At 50.4% G+C, this 17,734-nt stretch carries 15 protein-coding genes; 7 read left to right on the top strand and 8 right to left on the bottom strand.

Translation table 11 applies throughout. The annotated features are described in order from the left end of the window. Positions 1-168: 168 nt before the first annotated feature. From ACTS3T_RS15420 to patD, 3 genes are all read right to left on the bottom strand, one after another. On the bottom strand, positions 169-678 hold the full coding sequence (locus ACTS3T_RS15420) for a hypothetical protein (RefSeq protein ID WP_377966028.1): 510 nt from the start codon (positions 676-678) through the stop codon (positions 169-171). A gap of 447 nt (positions 679-1,125) precedes the next feature. Beyond that, complete coding sequence (locus ACTS3T_RS15415) at positions 1,126-1,767, bottom strand: TFIIB-type zinc ribbon-containing protein (protein WP_377966030.1); 642 nt, start codon at positions 1,765-1,767, stop codon at positions 1,126-1,128. Continuing rightward, complete coding sequence (gene patD, locus ACTS3T_RS15410) at positions 1,757-2,137, bottom strand: heterocyst frequency control protein PatD (RefSeq protein ID WP_377966032.1); 381 nt, start codon at positions 2,135-2,137, stop codon at positions 1,757-1,759. The genes ACTS3T_RS15415 and patD overlap by 11 nt, the downstream gene beginning before the upstream one ends. A 372-nt stretch (positions 2,138-2,509) precedes the next feature. Here patD and ACTS3T_RS15405 point away from each other — a divergent pair, with 372 nt between their 5' ends. From ACTS3T_RS15405 to ACTS3T_RS15395, 3 genes are all read left to right on the top strand, one after another. Then, positions 2,510-4,798, top strand: coding sequence for a RelA/SpoT family protein (locus ACTS3T_RS15405; RefSeq protein WP_377966034.1), 2,289 nt, complete (start codon positions 2,510-2,512; stop codon positions 4,796-4,798). An 8-nt stretch (positions 4,799-4,806) separates the two neighbouring features. Next, positions 4,807-6,090, top strand: a complete 1,284-nt coding sequence (gene bioA / locus ACTS3T_RS15400; protein ID WP_377966036.1) for an adenosylmethionine--8-amino-7-oxononanoate transaminase — start codon at positions 4,807-4,809, stop codon at positions 6,088-6,090. A gap of 674 nt (positions 6,091-6,764) precedes the next feature. Continuing rightward, the gene (locus ACTS3T_RS15395) at positions 6,765-8,168 is read left to right on the top strand and encodes an NAD(P)/FAD-dependent oxidoreductase (protein WP_462935244.1); all 1,404 of its coding nucleotides are present in this window, start codon (positions 6,765-6,767) and stop codon (positions 8,166-8,168) included. Positions 8,169-8,250: 82 nt separating this feature from the next. Here the strand turns inward: ACTS3T_RS15395 and ACTS3T_RS15390 are convergent, their stop codons facing one another. From ACTS3T_RS15390 to glnA, 3 genes are all read right to left on the bottom strand, one after another. Continuing rightward, positions 8,251-9,606 carry a (Fe-S)-binding protein gene (locus tag ACTS3T_RS15390; RefSeq protein ID WP_377966040.1) on the bottom strand — a complete coding sequence of 452 codons (1,356 nt, stop codon included), beginning with the start codon at positions 9,604-9,606 and terminating at the stop codon, positions 8,251-8,253. Between the two features lie 294 nt (positions 9,607-9,900). Beyond that, entirely contained in the window at positions 9,901-11,244 is a 1,344-nt protein-coding gene (locus ACTS3T_RS15385) for a leucyl aminopeptidase family protein (RefSeq protein ID WP_377966042.1), read from the bottom strand. Between the two features lie 186 nt (positions 11,245-11,430). Then, a complete protein-coding gene (gene glnA / locus ACTS3T_RS15380) occupies positions 11,431-12,849 on the bottom strand; it encodes a type I glutamate--ammonia ligase (protein WP_377966044.1) in 1,419 nt (472 codons plus the stop codon). Between glnA and ACTS3T_RS15375 the strand changes: the two genes are divergently transcribed. The 3 genes from ACTS3T_RS15375 (at position 12,848) to ACTS3T_RS15365 (ending at position 15,555) form a co-directional block, all read left to right on the top strand. Next, the gene (locus ACTS3T_RS15375; protein WP_377966046.1) at positions 12,848-13,015 is read left to right on the top strand and encodes a hypothetical protein; all 168 of its coding nucleotides are present in this window, start codon (positions 12,848-12,850) and stop codon (positions 13,013-13,015) included. The genes glnA and ACTS3T_RS15375 overlap by 2 nt on opposite strands. Before the next feature lie 637 nt (positions 13,016-13,652). Beyond that, a complete protein-coding gene (gene apcB / locus ACTS3T_RS15370) occupies positions 13,653-14,162 on the top strand; it encodes an allophycocyanin subunit beta (protein WP_377966048.1) in 510 nt (169 codons plus the stop codon). Between the two features lie 73 nt (positions 14,163-14,235). Continuing rightward, positions 14,236-15,555 (top strand): FGGY-family carbohydrate kinase, encoded by a 1,320-nt coding sequence (locus ACTS3T_RS15365; protein WP_377966050.1) that lies wholly within the window; start codon positions 14,236-14,238, stop codon positions 15,553-15,555. A 58-nt stretch (positions 15,556-15,613) separates the two neighbouring features. Here ACTS3T_RS15365 and petG read toward each other — a convergent pair whose 3' ends face one another. Further along, the gene (gene petG, locus ACTS3T_RS15360; protein WP_346289338.1) at positions 15,614-15,727 is read right to left on the bottom strand and encodes a cytochrome b6-f complex subunit V; all 114 of its coding nucleotides are present in this window, start codon (positions 15,725-15,727) and stop codon (positions 15,614-15,616) included. Between the two features lie 275 nt (positions 15,728-16,002). On the opposite strand from petG, the gene ACTS3T_RS15355 reads away from it, so the two are divergent. Further along, positions 16,003-16,392, top strand: a complete 390-nt coding sequence (locus tag ACTS3T_RS15355; protein WP_462935243.1) for a c-type cytochrome — start codon at positions 16,003-16,005, stop codon at positions 16,390-16,392. Positions 16,393-16,408: 16 nt separating this feature from the next. Here the strand turns inward: ACTS3T_RS15355 and ACTS3T_RS15350 are convergent, their stop codons facing one another. Further along, positions 16,409-17,674 carry a Caspase domain-containing protein gene (locus ACTS3T_RS15350; RefSeq protein WP_377966054.1) on the bottom strand — a complete coding sequence of 422 codons (1,266 nt, stop codon included), beginning with the start codon at positions 17,672-17,674 and terminating at the stop codon, positions 16,409-16,411. Between the last annotated feature and the right edge of the window lie 60 nt (positions 17,675-17,734).

Here is a 17,734-nt window from a genome sequence, read left to right as displayed (position 1 = left end):
CTTTTCAAATATTTTCTTACCGCGATCGCTTTTAACCTCAGCAAGGCTTAAAAGCGAAAGCCCAGAGAACAAACACCTGCAGGTGTAGTTTCTCTGGGCGATAAAGTTCAGCTAAAAAACAAAGGCGTTTGCATCTTCATTAATTAGCTAAAGTCTCAGCTAAAAAGTTTAGCTTTCGATTTCACCAGGCTCTAATAAGCGCAAGAAGTAATCAACCCGGTCAATGTATCTTTCATCGTCCATAGCAGAAGCGTCAACTAAGCTATCGCGAATAGCTGCTTCAACTACCTGCTCGGCAGTAACATTGCCGATTTGATACTCACTGGTTAAGGTTTGAGCAGCAGGTACACCATAGTCGCGCAAACCACCAGAGTAGGCGATGTAGGTTAGCTCAAAAGGTGTGACGATTCCTGCTAGAGAACTGTTGCCTCTGGCTTCATCGTCGTAGGTTTCTAAGTTGACGGGCTGCGTGTTAGCCTCATCTAGATTGGTGTCAGGAAACCGACCTTCAGGGGCTTCTTGCTCAAAGTTTTGCGTACCCTCACGGCTACCATCGTTGTAGGTATCGAGGTTGACGGGTTGTGTATTACCCTGCTGGTTCATCTGAGCTTTTACAGCAGGCGCGATCGCTGCTGCTGCAATCAAAGCTGACATTAAAGTCAAAGTTAAGCGTTTCATGGGCAAATTCTCCGGCCTATAAAATAGATAAAAACAAAACAGTTTGAAAAGATAGAAATACTAGCTTATAACTTCAAAAATAAAGACAGATAAGTTTAGTAGCGATCGCTTAGCAATCTAGCCCTTAACTTAAACTGGCAAATCTCAAAGTTGTAAGCCAGTCAGTTCAAATCCTTGACTGTCTCTCTATACTTACAAAAATTAGTAAAAGGTTAATCCTTCGTTTTGTAGAACTCGTGCAGCAGATTTTTCTGCCCTAAGGAATATCTAATCAGCGATAGATTGCTGATCAATTATAGCCAAGCCAGCATCCCTCAGCCCCTTTCTTAAGGGCTGAACCACTATCAGTAACTAAACTTTTGGGATCAACTCAAGTTCAAATCTATGCCGCTATAGAGCTGTTGCCCACCCACCCAGCAACGCATAAACGGCAAAACTACCAGACCTTTATTCACTATTGAATCGGCGCATTAAGTAGGCCACACCAAAATCCCCGTTGGGATGATTTTCTAGTTTTTCGGCTAACTGAAATACCTGATAAGCCAGGTCTGAGCCAAGCTTTTCGACCGTCGCCTGCCGCTCGCGCTCGGCTTGTTCTAGCGTACGTACCCGGTTTTGCCATTCGCTAGAAAACAGCGATTCAAGATGGGTATGCAGATCTAGCTGCTGCAAAACTTGCCATTCGCCGCGATCGCACCAAAATCCTTTGCAGTTAGGGCAGCGTTCTACATAAAAAGCAGCGTGCTTCAAATTGACCTTAGCCCGCACTAAATAATGGCTACAGTCTGGGCAAAGCGCCGCCCGATTGTCTAGTTCAGCCGGTTCAAAGTCCAGATCAAGCATACTGGGTGCAACCTTTACCGCCTGTGGCGGCGGCGGTTGGGGCTGGCTGGCTTGCCACTGGCTGTAATGCTCTGGAGCAATCCAGTTGCCTTGACACTGGGGACAACCATAGGCCGTTGGACCTGCCGATAGTTGTCCTTCAACCAGCGATACCCCTTTTTGCTTAGGACACTCCACTGAAACTGTCTCCTTCCCTATCGTCAAGCGATCGCAATAGTAGCAAAACTCTACCACTTCAGCCGCCATCGCGACTGGAATGTCCGGTCAAAAGCGCCTCGCAAAACTGTCCCAGACTGCCCAATCGCTGTTGAATTTGAGCCTGCCTTTGCTGTTGCTTAATAGACTGGCGAACGGTTTGCAAAAAGCTAATATCAACCGCAAGCAGCCGCATCAATCGATTCATCTCGGTTTGGTAGGCTTGCAGTTGGGTTTGCGCTGCAACACTTAAGCTGTTGTCCCGCAGGGGCAAAATCTGTTGCTGAAACCTTTGCTGTAGCTTTAAAAAGTTGACCTGTAGCTGCTGAGTATCGGGGTTCGCCTGGGTAACCTGGGCTTCAAGCTGCTGTCGCTCGGCTTGAAAACGGCTAAGCATTTGCTGAGAGTCGGGTGATAGCATCGGCAATTGAATGGGTAAAACGACCGTACTGAGTGCTTCAAATTGAGAGTTTGTCTATCATTAAATAAATAAGCCTTACGTTTATTGCGTGTTGTCACCTTAGGTGGGACAGCGCTCTTTATAATTTGAGCCTCTACAAAATGCCGACTTGCGAGTCTGGCAGGTTGAGTCATTAGCTTAATTAAAAGCCTTCTCTAAAGCGGTTTTGCCGTTCTTTACCCCCTATCAGAGATCGCTTTTAGATTTCTGGCTTTCACAAATTGTAGATAGCTGCAAACCACTTTTTTCAGCTTTTGAGCGGCTGAATTTCTGGCAATACAGTAAAATCTTCCAAATCCCATCTTCCCTGACGCTTTCTCGGCAATAAAGGCTATGAACGTTGCTACCGCTCCTGCAATTCCTACCGACTTTCCCCTTCCTGATTGGCTGCAGACCTGCCTGCTGAGCCAGCAAAAAATTGCCAATGGCGAACTAGAACCTGAAGCCATTGAAGACGATCGCTCTAACAGTGAGCTAGTTTGCCAAGCCTTTGAGTTTGCTTATCGGCTCCATCGAGGGCAAAATCGCGCCTCTGGAGAGCCTTATATTTGTCATCCCGTTGCGGTAGCTGGCCTTTTGCGAGATTTGGGCGGCGATAGCGCCATGATTGCAGCAGGCTTTTTGCATGATGTGGTTGAAGATACCGTCGTCACCCCCGAAGAGATCGAGGCTCACTTTGGGGCAGAAGTGAGGCAGCTAGTCGAAGGGGTAACGAAGCTTTCTAAATTTAACTTTCATAGCAAAACTGAACGCCAAGCCGAAAACTTTCGCCGCATGTTTTTGGCAATGGCTCAAGACATTCGCGTGATTGTGGTGAAGCTAGCCGATCGCTTGCACAATATGCGCACGTTAGAGCACCTTGCCGCCGCAAAGCAGCAGCGCATTGCTCAAGAAACCCTCGAAATTTTTGCCCCGCTAGCGAATCGCTTAGGCATTGGTCGCTTCAAGTGGGAGCTAGAAGACTTGTGTTTTAAGTATCTAGACCCCGATGCTTATCGCCAAATGCAAGAATACGTGACGGAGAAGCGGGCTGACCGCGAAACCCGACTCAAGCAGGTAGCAGAAACCTTATGCGATCGCTTAGCGCAGCTAGGGGTTCACTGCATGGATGTCAACAGCCGCCCCAAGCACCTGTACGGCATTTATCGCAAAATGCAGCGTCAGGGCAAAGACTTTCATGAAATTTATGATGTAGCCGCTATTCGTCTGATTGTTAGCACTCACGAAGAATGCTATCGGGCTTTAGCCGTTGTCCACGACGCGTTTCGTCCTATTCCAGGTCGCTTTAAAGACTATATCGGTCTGCCCAAACCCAACCGCTACCAGTCGTTGCATACGGTCGTTATTGGTCACCACGGTCGCCCGATTGAAGTGCAAATTCGTACCCTAGAGATGCACCATATCGCCGAATACGGTATTGCCGCCCACTGGAAATACAAAGAAACTGGCACCTCTAGCAACAAAAAACTAACGGCTGAGGATGAAAAATTCACCTGGCTACGACAACTGCTGGAGTGGCAGCACGATCTTAACGACGCCCAAGAATTTTTAGACGACGTTAAAGGCAATCTGTTTGACGAAGACGTTTATGTCTTTACCCCTGATGGCGATGTGGTATCGCTTTCTCGCAGCGCCACGCCAGTAGATTTTGCTTACCGCATTCATACCGAAGTTGGTAATCACTGCGCGGGTGCCAAAGTCAATGGCCGGATTGTGACGCTAGATACTCAACTGCAAAACGGCGATATTGTTGAAATCATTACTCAGAAAAATAGCCATCCCAGCTTAGACTGGCTTAACTTTGTGGTTACCGCCAGTGCCCGCAACCGCATCCGCCAGTGGTATAAGCGATCGCACCGGGACGAAAACATGGCTCGTGGGCGTGACATGCTAGAAAAAGAGCTGGGCAAGAGTGGTTTTGAGTCTTTATTAAAGTCAGAACCAGCTCAAATTGTCGCGGAGCGCTGCAACTATCCCTGCGTTGACGATTTGCTAGCAGGATTAGGCTATGGCGAAGTGACGCTAAATCTGGTGGTCAATCGTTTGCGCGAAGCCGTCAAAGCCCAGCAGCCGATTGAAAATGAAGCCAACACGTTAGCGGCTGAGGCCGTCCATACCGCAACATTTAGCCCGTCAGCGCGATCGCATGCTGGCAGCCACGAGTCTCCCATTCTAGGCATTGAGGGGTTACTACACCATATTGCTGGCTGCTGTAATCCGCTGCCAGGAGAGGCCATTATCGGCGTTGTGGGGCTAGGCAGTCGTGGCATTGCCGTCCACCGTCAGGGCTGTCCTAACATTAAAGAAATTCCAGGCGATCGCTTGATCCCGGTTAGCTGGAACCAGCAAGACTCCCCCAGCGGACGACCGCTAACATATCCGGTACAGCTTAAAATTGAAGTCATTGACCGAGTGGGGGTGATGAAAGACATTCTTTCTCACCTATCAGATCTAAAAATCAACGTTCACAGCGCTCAGGTCAAAACGTATCCGGGACAAATTGCCGAAATCGATTTAGGCTTAGACGTGCGCGACCACGCCCAGCTAGAACAAACCCTCCACCAGCTTCGCAAAATGACCGATGTGCTGAAGCTGCGACGGGTCAGCCAGGTAGACAGTTAAGCTAGCTCATGGCTCATCCTCATCTTTGGCACCCCTTTACCCAGGCCAAAACCGCTCCAGACCCCCTCAAGGTCAAATCGGGCCAGGGAGCATGGCTCACCCTCGAAGACGGTCAGCAAATCCTCGACTGCATTTCAAGCTGGTGGGTCAACATCCACGGTCACGCCCATCCGCGTATTGCTGAGGCCATCTATCAGCAAGCCCAAGTCTTAGAGCAGGTGATCTTTGCGGGCTTTACCCACGACCCGGCTGAACAAATTGCCACTCGCCTAGTCAAGTACCTGCCAGGGGCGCTCAGCCGCGTTTTCTTTTCAGACAATGGCTCAACCGCTGTAGAGGTGGCCTTAAAGATGGCCTACCAATACTGGCACAACCAAAGGCAGCACCGCCCCCAGTTTTTAGCTTTTACAGGGGCTTACCATGGCGATACCTTTGGCGCTATGGCGGTCGGGGCGCGATCGCCCTTTACGGCTGCTTTTGATGATTTGCTGTTTCAAGTGGAGTTTGCCCCTTTTCCAGCGACCTATTGGGGAGATGAAACGGTTGAGCAAAAAGAAGCACAAGCGATCGCCCAGATTGCGGCAAAGCTAGCAACGGGTAGCTTTGCCGCCATTATTTTAGAGCCGCTGGTACAAGGGGCAGGCGGCATGCGGATGTGCCGTCCCCAGTTTTTACAACAGCTTCAGGCGATCGCCCGTCAGTCCGATACCCTACTGATTTTTGACGAGGTCATGACAGGGTTTGGCCGCACAGGAGACTGGTTTGCCTGTACGCGTGCCGCAGTCGAGCCAGACCTTATTTGCCTGTCTAAAGGGCTAACGGGGGGCTTTTTGCCACTAGCAGTCACCGTTTGTAGTGAAAAAATTTACGCTGCTTTTTACAGCGACGAAGCCCAAAAAGCGCTCTATCACGGCCATAGTTTTACCGCTAATCCTCTAGGCTGTGCCGCAGCATTGGCTTCACTCGATCTGCTGATTGAAACAGAAGCAGCTTTTCGCGGCCTAGAAGCCCAGCACCAGCGGCGTTTGGTTCATTTAGCAGACAATCCTCAAATTGAACGAATTCGCTGTACCGGGGCGATCGCTGCAATGGACTTAGTCACGGCTGGCGACCCAGGTTATTTCAACCAAATTGGTGCCCAAATTCGCCAGCGATCGCTTAGCAAAGGGTTATTGCTACGCCCCTTAGGCAACGTCCTCTATCTGTTGTTGCCTTATTGCATTACCGAAGCAGAACTGGACTTAATCTACAGCGGCATTGACGAAATTCTGGCAAGTTTGCCTTCAGTTTAAGCGCCCCCTTCAAGCCCTAGCGCCAATTTATAGGCGGATCAATCGACTTGGCTACCCAGCATCAATAGCTAAAGTCAGAAGGCTAAAAGCAGCAGGCAGCGGAAAGCGTTTCTGCCAGCAGATTTTAGCCGTTGAAGCACCTCAAAGCTGGTAGCTACAGCCATAACGCTCTTTACTCGAACAGGGGTTACACCGATTCTGCAAAAGAAAGGTACAGATGAGAATGACGAAACGGATGCAGAGCCAAGACTGTTCAATTCAAAATCGAAAATCCAAAATCGAGAATTGATGTTAAACCGGGGTCAAAGCGGATGCTTTGTAGGCTGAAATGACGTAGACACGCCTCAAATTTCTGAGCGTCATTGAAGTATCGATAAATTGAGCATGCAAAGGGAAAGAATGCCTTCCGTATCAGCCTATACGTTTAATATTTCTTATCTTTCCTATCAAGACATCACATCTTTAATGACTTATTTTTGCCTACCGCAGAAAAGCGATCTGACAAGAATTCCAGCTATTCAAGGGCTGGCAATACTAACAGCAGTTAGTAACAAATCTTTAAGTGCTAACAGGCCATAACAAAATTGTGTAAAAAAATCTGGACGGGTAGCCATAACTATGCTTTGGCAGGTAGAATTCTCTACAAGAGCCACTTCATAAATGGTTACAAACCCATGACAGCAGTCCTTCAGCGCACCCCAGCTTCTGCAGAAACCACCACTGGGCCATCAGAATCCATGCACCATGTTGTAATTATTGGCGGTGGATTTGGCGGTCTTTATGCAGCTAAATCGCTCGCCAAATCCCCCGTAAAAGTGACGCTGATCGACAAACGTAATTTTCATTTATTCCAACCCCTGCTTTATCAAGTGGCAACCGGGGGGCTTTCAGCCGGGGATATTTCTTCACCTTTGCGCTCAGTTTTAAGCGATCAAAAAAACACGCGCGTATTGATGGGTGAAGTCATCCGAGTTAATCCCAAAGAGCAGCAAGTTTATCTCAAAAATGGCGAGGTGGTGCCCTACGATAGTTTGATCGTCGCTACGGGCGTTAGCCACCACTATTTTGGTCGCGATGAGTGGGCGGATATTGCCCCTGGCATGAAAACAGTAGAAGATGCCCTAGAAGTACGCCGCCGCATTTTCTTAGCCTTTGAAGCGGCTGAGAAAGAAACCGATTTACAAAAGCGCAAAGCCCTGCAAACCTTTGTCGTAGTTGGTGGTGGCCCCACTGGAGTTGAGCTAGCAGGGGCGTTGGCAGAACTGGCCTTTGGTACCCTCAAAGACGACTTCCGCAATATTGATACCACCCAAACTAAGATTTTGCTGGTAGAAGGTCTAGATCGGGTGCTACCGCCCTATCCTTCTGAACTCTCAGCCAAAGCGCAAAAGTCTTTAGAAAAGCTAGGGGTAACGGTACAAACCCAGTCTTTAGTCACCGACATTGAAGGGGATAACGTCACCATCAAACGCGGTGATCAAATAGAGAACATTCAGGCTTGCACGGTGCTGTGGGCTGCGGGGGTCAAAGCATCCCCAATGGGCAAAGCGATCGCAGACTGTACCGGAGCCGAACTCGACCGCGTTGGTCGCGTCATGGTTGAGCCTGACTTTAGCATCAAGGGCTATCCCAATCTGTATGTGGTGGGCGACCTAGCCCACTATGCCCACCAAGACGATCGCCCCCTGCCTGGTATTGCCGCTGTTGCTATGCAGCAGGGAGAGTATATTGCCAAAGTCATCTGCAAACGCCTGACGGGTGAAGACCTGCCCGCTTTTGTCTACAAAGACAAGGGCAGCATGGCAGTCATTGGCCGCAACGCCGCTGTCGCCAATATCGGGACGCTCAAAATGTGGGGCTTTCCAGCTTGGCTCACCTGGATTATTGTCCACATCTATTTCTTAATTGAGTTTGACAACAAACTCCTGGTTTTGACTCAGTGGGCCTGGAACTATTTCACCCGCAAACGCGGCGTTCGCCTGATTACTGGGCCTGACGAAATTCCAGCGATCGCCGATCAGGTTGCTCGCGAAATGGAAACCGAACCCATTAAAGCCAAAGAAATGGTTAACGCCTGATCTAAGGCACTAGCACGAGGTTTTGTTCGGGGTGGTTTCATCGGCGCTGGCACGGCCAAAGATAAATCACCTCCCAATCCCTCTACAATTTTTCGCCGCGAATCGACATATCTAGCAGTTCAATCGGATGCTTCAAAGGAATTGACTGGGTTTGCGACTGCATTGCTTTTTTAATTTGCAAAGAGCAGCCAGGATTAGACGAAGCAATTAAATCGGCCTGGGTATTCAGCAGATTTCTGACCTTCATCTGACCCAGTTCTTCAGCTATCTGCGGCTGTAGCATGTTGTAAACGCCCGCACTGCCACAGCACAAAGCGGCATCAAGCGGTTCTCGCAACTGTACCCCCGGAATTTGCTGCAAAAGCTGGCGGGGCTGCAAGCTGATTTTTTGCCCATGCAGCAGGTGACAGGCATCTTGGTAAACCAAGGTCAATGGTTCATCTTGAAGCGGCTGCAGGGTTGCCGTCAAACCCACTTCCGCTAAAAATTCTTGAACATCGCGCACCTTAGCAGAAAATGCGATCGCTTTGTCTCGATAGAGGGGGTCATGCCGCAGAATATAGCCGTACTCCTTGAGGGTATGGCCGCAGCCTGCCGCATTGATAATGACATAATCCACCGCCGTGTCGGCAAAACTGTCAATCATTTGACGCGCTAGGGCTGCGGCCTGCGCTTCTTCGCCCTGGTGTTCTGGTAGCGCCGCGCAACATCCCTGGCTCTGAGGAATGACGACCTCACAGCCGTTCGCGGTCAAAACCCGCGCTGTCGCTTCATTGACCCCCGAAAAGAAAACACGCTGCACACAGCCCAAAATCAGGCCGACTCGATAACGCTTTAGCCCCTGAGCAGGCAAATAGTCTGGCAAATTGGCCTGAAAGCAGCGGGGGGTCACCGGAGGCAGCAGAGCCTCCATCGCCGCTAGATGGGGCGATAGGTGCTTGAGCAACCCCGTTTTTTGAATGAGTTCAGAAAGTCCTAGCTTTTGATAAAGCGCTAACGGCGTCAGTAAAAGCCGAATTCGATCGGGGTAGGGAAAAAGTGAAAAAATCAGGCCGCGAAACGCTCGCTCAAACAAACTACGCGGATGGTTACGACGAATTTGAGGTCGGGTGGCCGCAATGAGCTGATCGTACTGAACACCGGAAGGACAAGCCGTTGTGCAAGCCAGACAGCCCAGGCAAGAATCGAAATGCTGCACTGAGGTTGGCGACAAAGGGGCTTCACCTTTGTTGATCGCATCCATCAGGTAAATGCGACCGCGAGGCGAGTCATTCTCTTTGCCAATGACCCGGTAGCTAGGGCAGGTGGTTAAACAAAAGCCACAGTGAACACAAGCGTCAATTAAAGCTGGGCTAGGCGGATCGTGAGCATCAAATCCCGTCAGCGCATTGGACGCTAGGTCGGTCTTCAGTTTGAGTGGCTTTTCGGAGGTTTGCATTGCTAGCTATCAAAAAAATGCGATCGCCTGTTTAATTACAAAACAGTTAGAATCTGCGCCCAACTCATCGATCAGGGTAGGCGTTCAGTCAGGCCAAAGCCGCGTGACGGCTCGTTGTTGGCAAATAGAACGCAATTGAATGGCAAATCCTTTATCTAGCTTATCGTGCTGCTTCTGGCTAGAGACGGCAGCAAAGCAACAATCCGCCAACCTAGGCGATCGATCTTTGTATGGTCGTGATTGAGCGCTTGCCTCTGAAAAATTTCTTTGGGTGCATTTGAGCCAAACGCCTATTTAGCTAGCCACCTGCTGGCGAATAAGTTCAAAGAGCGATCGCATCCCCATCGCCTCTCCCCCTTCCGGACGCCCCGGTAAGCTCCGCAAATTCCAAGCCATCAGATCCACATGAATCCACGGCGTTTCCGGGGTAACAAACTCTTGCAAAAACAAAGCTGCCGTAATCGCCCCCCCATAAGAACCACTAGAAATATTAGAAATATCGGCTACTTTGCTCTCTAGCAGCGCCCGATAGGGGGAGTGAAGCGGTAACGGCCAAAGCGGATCATCAATTTGCTGACCAATTTTTAGCAAAGTCGCCGCCAAGTCTGGGCGATTGCAAAAACATGCAGGCAGTTCAGTCCCCAAAGCCACCCGCGCCGCGCCTGTCAGCGTGGCACAGTCAATCAGCAAATCTGGCGATTCACTACAAGCTTCCCACAGGGCATCTGCCAAAATTAAGCGTCCTTCAGCATCGGTGTTGCCCACTTCTACCGTAATTCCTTTACGGGAAGCAATCACATCTAGAGGCCGCATCGCATTATCAGAAATGCTATTTTCTACCGCTGGCACCAGCACTCGTAGCTGCACAGGTAGCTGCAATTGCATGATCATCCGAGCAAGGCCAAAAATTTCAGCAGCGCCTCCCATGTCTTTTTTCATCATTTTCATGCTGGCTCCCGGCTTGATGTTGAGTCCGCCCGTATCAAAGCAGACGCCTTTGCCCACCAAAGTCACTTTAGGCGCATCTACCTCTCCCCACCGCAGCTCAATCAGAAGAGGCGGTTGAGCACTAGCCCGACCGACCGCATGAATCAACGGATAATTGTGTTCGAGCAAATCCTGTCCTGCGATCACCGCTAGCTTAGCGCCATAGGTTTCGGCCAACGTTTGGGCACAGTCTTTTAGCTGAGCTGGCCCCATATCGTTAACAGGGGTGTTGATCAAATCTCGCACCAGAAAGATTGCTGCCGTTGCGGCGCTGACATAATCTTTGTCTACATTTTCCGGCAACTGAAGCTCAGCAACGGCTTCTGGGCTAGTGTGCTTGTATCTGGCAAACTGATACTGTCCTAACTGCCACCCCAAGCATAAATGAGTCGCTACGTCGGCTGAAAAAGTATCTGCCAGCGCGTAAGTTTGAGCGGGTAGCGTTTGGGCTAAAGCACCTAATGTCCAAGTATCGAGGGTTTCTGGTTTGCCGACCAAGACTTTACCAATGCCATTCTGCTGATTGGGCACCATGCAAAAGGTTCCTGGTTGCCCCTTAAAGCCTGACATTTCAAGCCATTGTTGACTTTCGGTGTGATGGGTACGAATATCTTCGGCACTGACCAAAAAAATCGGAATTGCTTGTGACAAGAGAGCTTTCTCCTAATAACTTAGTATCTCTGTATCAGAGTTTATAGCTTCCCAGAGAGCCGAGTAAGGACTTGCACTAATGCCTTAGCTGGCTTCACTTAATCTTTATACAGCGACAAAACTCCCCACCTCAAGCGAAGTAGGGAGTCGTCGGTTTACGCTAAGAGCAAGCTGTGATTCCAGGCTTTAGCAATCGTAGTAGAGCGCTAGTTCGTAAGGATGAGGCCGTAACCGCATGGGGTTAACTTCGTTGTCGAGCTTGTACTCAATCCAGTTGTTGATGAAGTCTTCGGTGAAGACTCCGCCAACGGTTAAAAACTCATTGTCAGCTTCTAGCGCCTTCAGAGCATCTAGCAGAGAACCCGGTGTAGAAGGAATCTTAGCCAGTTCTTCGGGGCTGAGATCGTAGATATCTACATCTAGCGGATCACCGGGATCAATCTGGTTCTTGATACCATCAATCCCTGCGCATAGCATTGCCGCGAACGCCAGATACGGATTGGAGGTGGCATCCGGACAACGGAATTCTAAGCGCTTAGCTTTGGGATTGTCGCCGGAGAGGGGAATCCGCACCGAAGCCGAGCGGTTGCCCTGAGAGTACGCTAAGTTGACAGGTGCCTCAAACCCAGGTACCAAACGCTTGTAAGAGTTGGTAGTGGGGTTGGTGAAGGCCAGTAGGGCAGGGGCATGCTTGAGAATGCCGCCGATGTAGTGCAGCGCTGTCTGGCTAAGTCCGGCATAGCCATCGCCTGCAAATAAAGGCTGACCATCGCTCCAGATAGACTGGTGGGTGTGCATGCCAGAACCGTTGTCGTTAAACAGCGGCTTGGGCATAAAGGTGACGGTCTTGCCATACTTTTTGGCAACGTTCTTGATGCAGTACTTGTAGATCATCAGCCAATCTGCTGCCTGGATCAGCTCACCAAAGCGAATGCCCAGTTCACACTGTCCGCCTGTAGCAACCTCATGGTGATGCTTTTCGATTGGTACCCCTAGAGCAGCCATCGACAGCAACATTTCGCTGCGCATGTCTTGGGAGGTATCGGTAGGGGCTACCGGAAAATAGCCTTCTTTGTAGCGAGGCTTATAGCCCAGGTTACCGCCTTCTTCGACTTTGCCAGTGTTCCAACGGCCTTCTACACTATCGACGTAATAGTAAGCAGAGTGCTCGTTTTGGTCAAAGCGGACATCGTCGAAGATGAAAAACTCTGCTTCAGGTCCAAAGAAAGCCGTATCACCAATCCCGGTGGTCTGGAGGTAGCCGATCGCTTTGGTTGCGATCGCACGGGGGCAGCGCTCATACAGTTCACCTGTACGCGGTTCTTTAATCGTGCAGATCAGGCTCAGGGTCGGCTCTTTCATGAAAGGGTCGATCCAGGCGGTATCAGGATCGGGCACCATCATCATGTCGGATTCGTTGATAGCTTTCCAGCCTCGGATGCTGGAACCATCAAAAGCGACCCCATCGGTAAAGCTGCTTTCATCAATCTGGCTTTTGTGCACAGTCAGGTGCTGCCAGACGCCCGGTAAATCAATGAACTTTAGGTCAATTAACTGAATGTCTTCATCTTGAATTTTTTTCAGGATATCTTCTGCAGTAGCCATGAATTACTCCTTGCCGCTAGGTATCGTCAAAACGTCTAAAGGTGGGTTGGCTGCCCGCAAAGGCACCGTTAGATTGCTCAGCGATCGCAGAGATAAGCCTCAGCTGAGATATCTCAACACTGTCACTCAACTCACCCAACCCAATCACCTACATAAAGTTCAGTAGCGCCTTGAAGTCGCCTCTCAAACCAGTTCTGACAGCAGGTTGCGCCAGACGTGTGATCATCTGAATCATCCTATGAATAGGGGTTGGCATAATTTGTATTTTTCGATACAAAATTTGCTGCTTTTGGCCAGGAAAATGCAGCATTTTTACTGATATACCTTGTTACACGCAGTTGCTGCGTGAAGCTAAAGAATTCTCTAAGAGTCGGTATTGACCGCCCCAAGCAGCGGCAACCGCAGCCGTCAAACCGCTTTTGCCTGTTTAAACAGGTCTTTAATCGGGGTCAGCCCTAGCCAGCTCACCGAAAAATGTTGCAAAAAGTTGCGAAATATAAACTTATTACGGCTGCACCGTTCATGTTTTTAAGGAATGCCGCTTAGTGCCTAACTGCCCGTGATAGACTGGCTCCTGGGCTGACTTGGCAAACCACATATGCGTCCATTTAGGCGGTGAGCGCTCAGGTCGAAGCTGCTGCTAGAGGAATAATATCAACCGTTAGTTAAAGGTCTGGGGCGATTCAAAAAATCGCTTTTGCGAGTCTCTATACATCTATCAATTAAGAGTAGAGCGCTGGCAGCAGTGGCCCTGTAAATGAAGACATTCTTACTTGCTTGCGGATAGTTGGGAGAGGAATTCCATGCGGGATACAGTGACAAGTTTAATTAATAATTACGACAGCATTGGGCGTTATCTCGATCGCACTGCATTAGATTCTCTAAAGTCTTACTTTGATAGTGGTATGGCTAGAGTGCAGGCAGCTAGTATCATTAGTGCCAATGCGGCTGAAATTGTCAAAGAAGCAGGTTCAAAACTATTTGAGCAGGTGCCAGAGCTTATTCGTCCGGGCGGCAATGCTTACACGACTCGTCGCTATGCAGCTTGCCTACGAGACATGGACTATTATCTGCGCTACGGTAGCTACGCCCTGGTTTCAGGCAATGTAGATGTCCTAGATGAGCGCGTACTCCAAGGACTGCGCGAAACCTATAATTCTTTAGGCGTGCCGATTGGCCCCACCGTTGTCGGTATTCAAATTATGAAAGAGGTAGTTAAAGCCAAGGTAGCCGCTGCAGGCATTGAAGATACTGCATTCGTGGATCAGCCATTTGACTATATGACGGCTGAACTCAGCGAAATCAGCATTTAGGCGGTTATTGCAGCTACGGCCATAGGGCTAAACCCTCAATCCTTAGAGCGTCCAACGGGGCGCTTTTTTGTTTATGACGTCAGCTTCACCGATTTACGCGCTCGGAATTGACTTTGGCACTTCCGGTGCGAGAGCGATCGCGATCGATACCCAGCAGCACATTCAAGCCACCGCCAAAATTAGCTTTGCCGCTAGCGCCAGCGCTTTAGCTCAGCAGTGGCAAGAAACGCTTTGGGCACTCTTGGCCGACATACCGCTACCCATACGGCAGCGCTTGGGGGCGATCGCCCTCAACGGCACTTCAGCCACCGTTTTACTCTGTGATGCGCAAGGCCGCGTCATCCGAGAACCCTTGCTTTACAACGCCGCTCAGGGGCAGGCGGTGGGGTCAGCAATGGCTCAAATTGCCCCCGCTAATCATGTTGTTCAAAGTGCAACGTCTAGCTTAAGTAAGTTGCTGTGGTGGTGTCAGGGCAACCCCCAACAGCCCCCAGCCGAAGCCCAATATTTGCTCCACCAGGCTGACTGGCTGAGCTTTCTGCTCCATGGTCGGCTCGGCGTCAGCGACTATCACAATGCGCTCAAGCTTGGCTACGACGTGGCTGCCCTGGCTTATCCTAATTGGTTGACTTCATTGCCTCTGGCAACTCTCTTGCCCGACGTCAGGGCACCCGGTAGCCCCATTGCCCCGGTTTTACCTGCGATCGCTCAGCGGTTTAAGCTGCCTGTCGCTTGCAGGGTATGTGCGGGCACAACCGATAGCATTGCCGCTTTTCTGGCGAGCGGTGCCCAGCAGCCCGGCACAGCCGTCACCTCGATAGGCTCTACCTTAGTACTCAAACTGCTGAGCCAAAGGCGAGTCGAAGCAAGTCAGTACGGTATTTATAGCCATCGTTTGGGCGATCGCTGGTTAGTCGGCGGAGCTTCCAACACGGGAGGCGCGGTGTTAGCCCAGTTTTTTAGCGAATCACAGCTAGCTCAGCTCAGCCAATCGCTTCAGCCCGATCGCCCGACCCACTTAAATTATTATCCGCTGCCTCAGCCCGGAGAACGATTTCCCATCAATGATCCCCAATTGCCACCCCGCCTTACACCGCGTCCGCCGGAGGCCGCTGTGTTTCTTCAAGGCTTGCTAGAAGGCATGGCCACCATCGAAGCCCAAGGGTACGCCCGCCTCGTCAGCCTCGGAGCTTCCTCTTTAAAGCAGGTTTATACGGCAGGGGGAGGTGCCCACAATCAAGCTTGGACGGCTATCCGCGCCCGACAGCTACAGGTGCCCGTAGCACCCTCTGTCCAAACAGAAGCCGCCTACGGTAGCGCTTTGCTAGCGCTGCCAAACCTGCCCACTAGCGATGGCGTTTCGCGGGGTTCAGATGGCTCAGCAGATACATAAAGGGTCAGGACTAGCCTGACCCGATGATTTGAGAATCAGGATTTGCGTCATCCAGTCCCTACAGGTTGAGCTGATTGCCGCGACGGTATTGCATATAAGCCGCCACGAACAAGCCAGCTAACGTTACTGGAATCAAGCCCAACACAATACCAGATAGTAGGGGTTCTACCACGTCAACACTCCTTCGCTAAAACTTGCCTGTTCCTCGAAAGGAACTTGTACATACTCTTTAATAGTAAGGGCTTAAGGCCCCCGACTGTTAACGACTACAACAGGTGTAATAATTTTTCTGAGCCACAGAGAAAAAGCTGCGATCGCCCGTATTCTTAAGGAAGAATGCCGATTTTGGCCGATTTGGCGGGGCTAAAAGGGTTGCCTAACTTCCTGAGAAAACTTTAAGCTGTGTAATCATAAAAATAAATTCTGTAACCAGAACAGCAGTTGACCTTGACACACGACACCCTCAACGAGCAATCTACCGAGGCGCTTAGCGTTACCCAGCGGTTGGCGATCGCGGTGGTCGGTCTTTTGCTTGCCTTAGGTTTGATTATTTGGGGTGTGCAGCATTTTCGGATCTCTGACCCTTACATATTGCAAGTGTTAGCCCTCAAAGGCGATCGCGATCGCGGGGCGCTCATTTTTCAGATGAACTGTGCAGTCTGTCATGGCTTTGAAGCGTCTGGTGAAGTTGGCCCAGATCTGCATAGGGTGTCTGAGCGTAAGTCAAAAGTGAATCTAATTCGCCAGGTGATTAGCGGCCAAACCCCACCTATGCCACAGTTTCAGCCTGAAGCCAAAGACATGGCTGACCTGCTAGAGTATCTAGAAAGTATTTGAGCTATCCCCCAAGCGGCTAGTTTTGGCGAACCCGCTCGGCCTCTTGATCCCAACTGCCCGCTTCGCAGGTAAGCAGCTTCTGCAAAATAGCGATCGCTGCCGTGTCTCCACGCTGGCGAATTTTTTGCTCCATGCCAACATGGGTCAATTCCATCTGCAAACGCATCAGGTAGGCTTGCTCAACTTCATCTAGGCGATCGCGCGGTGGTAGCTGGCGGGCATTGGCGCGAAAAGAAAGACGGGTATCTAGCTGCATACGAGCCGATAGCGACTCAATTACGAACTGTTGTTCGGGGCGAGCCAGGTGTTGAAGCGTTGCGATCGGTAAACTCAAAATTTCAGCCACCGCTGAACCGCTTGCTTGCCGTTGCAGCCAAGCTTCTGAAGTAGAAATAGGCCAGTCAGCCGTGGCTTCGTCAACTTTGGCAAAGGCATGAGCTTCAGCGTAGGTAACGGTGCCATCTTGGTCGTAGTCTGCTGAGGGAACGGCGGCTCCGGTGCGACTGATGCCGCTTAGTCCCGCAAAAAAGCTAGAACTGTAATCTTGGTAGTCGGCTTCGTTAACTTCGGGGGTGCAGCCAACTGAAGGGCGATCGCTAACGGTGGCGAAAAAGCCACAACGGGTTTGTAAGGCCACAGGATTTTCGGGATTGCCGCCCTCGTAGATCACGTTAGCAAAAGATCCCGCAAAGCACTGAGCCATCATCGTTACGAAGGGTTGGGTCGTAGGCAACTGATCGAGCTGAGTAGCCAGTTCTTGCACGGAAAAACTGCGATCGCCCCAGAGAAGCAGGGTATTGTTGTCTTCGTTTTGGGCGTTGTAACCACCGTGCCCAGTGAAGTAAAAAAACGTTGAACAGTCTTGAGGGGCAGTTTGCGCCGTAGTCAACCAGGCCAATAAGTTATCGACAGAGGCGGCTCCTTGCAAATGGGGAATAGCAGGGGGCTTAAAGCGCTCCTGCCCAGCCGCATCTAGATAGCGAACGGTTGCCTGCCCATCATTACCATTGGCAAAAAAAATGTCAGCCAGCCCAGGGTCAACTCCCATAGCCGCTAACGTCCGCTGGAAATAAAGCACATTTTTTTCTAAGGCAATCTCGTTGTAGCCTGGGACGGGGCCACCAGCGACGACTAAAAATTGTGGTAAAGAGGGGGTTGATTGGGAGGAGAGCGATGCAGATAGCCCGGTTTCTAAGTCGCGATCGCCGGCTAGTGTCACCCCTATTAGCGCACTCCCAACGGCTAAAGTAGCGGTTACTCCCCAAAAAGCTAGCTGCCGCATTGTGCCAATATTGTGTCAATTCTTCTAGGTTTATTGATTTACCGTAGCAGATCCGATAGC

Origin of the sequence: Almyronema sp. (assembly GCF_052168255.1) — a bacterium.
Lineage (GTDB): Bacteria > Cyanobacteriota > Cyanobacteriia > Phormidesmidales > Phormidesmidaceae > Sphaerothrix > Sphaerothrix epifaneia.
Note: the sequence above shows the minus strand (reverse complement) of the source record. Positions and strands in the feature narration are given on the sequence as shown.

Bases quoted from the DNA above. Each gene is read 5' to 3' on its own strand.
- ACTS3T_RS15420 (WP_377966028.1), bottom strand. From the start codon at position 678: ATGAAACGCTTAACTTTGACTTTAATGTCAGCTTTGATTGCAGCAGCA.
- ACTS3T_RS15415 (WP_377966030.1), bottom strand. From the start codon at position 1,767: ATGGCGGCTGAAGTGGTAGAGTTTTGCTACTATTGCGATCGCTTGACG.
- patD (WP_377966032.1), bottom strand. From the start codon at position 2,137: ATGCTATCACCCGACTCTCAGCAAATGCTTAGCCGTTTTCAAGCCGAG.
- ACTS3T_RS15405 (WP_377966034.1), top strand. From the start codon at position 2,510: ATGAACGTTGCTACCGCTCCTGCAATTCCTACCGACTTTCCCCTTCCT.
- bioA (WP_377966036.1), top strand. From the start codon at position 4,807: ATGGCTCATCCTCATCTTTGGCACCCCTTTACCCAGGCCAAAACCGCT.
- ACTS3T_RS15395 (WP_462935244.1), top strand. From the start codon at position 6,765: ATGACAGCAGTCCTTCAGCGCACCCCAGCTTCTGCAGAAACCACCACT.
- ACTS3T_RS15390 (WP_377966040.1), bottom strand. From the start codon at position 9,606: ATGCAAACCTCCGAAAAGCCACTCAAACTGAAGACCGACCTAGCGTCC.
- ACTS3T_RS15375 (WP_377966046.1), top strand. From the start codon at position 12,848: ATGAATTACTCCTTGCCGCTAGGTATCGTCAAAACGTCTAAAGGTGGG.
- glnA (WP_377966044.1), bottom strand. From the start codon at position 12,849: ATGGCTACTGCAGAAGATATCCTGAAAAAAATTCAAGATGAAGACATT.
- apcB (WP_377966048.1), top strand. From the start codon at position 13,653: ATGCGGGATACAGTGACAAGTTTAATTAATAATTACGACAGCATTGGG.
- ACTS3T_RS15365 (WP_377966050.1), top strand. From the start codon at position 14,236: ATGACGTCAGCTTCACCGATTTACGCGCTCGGAATTGACTTTGGCACT.
- ACTS3T_RS15350 (WP_377966054.1), bottom strand. From the start codon at position 17,674: ATGCGGCAGCTAGCTTTTTGGGGAGTAACCGCTACTTTAGCCGTTGGG.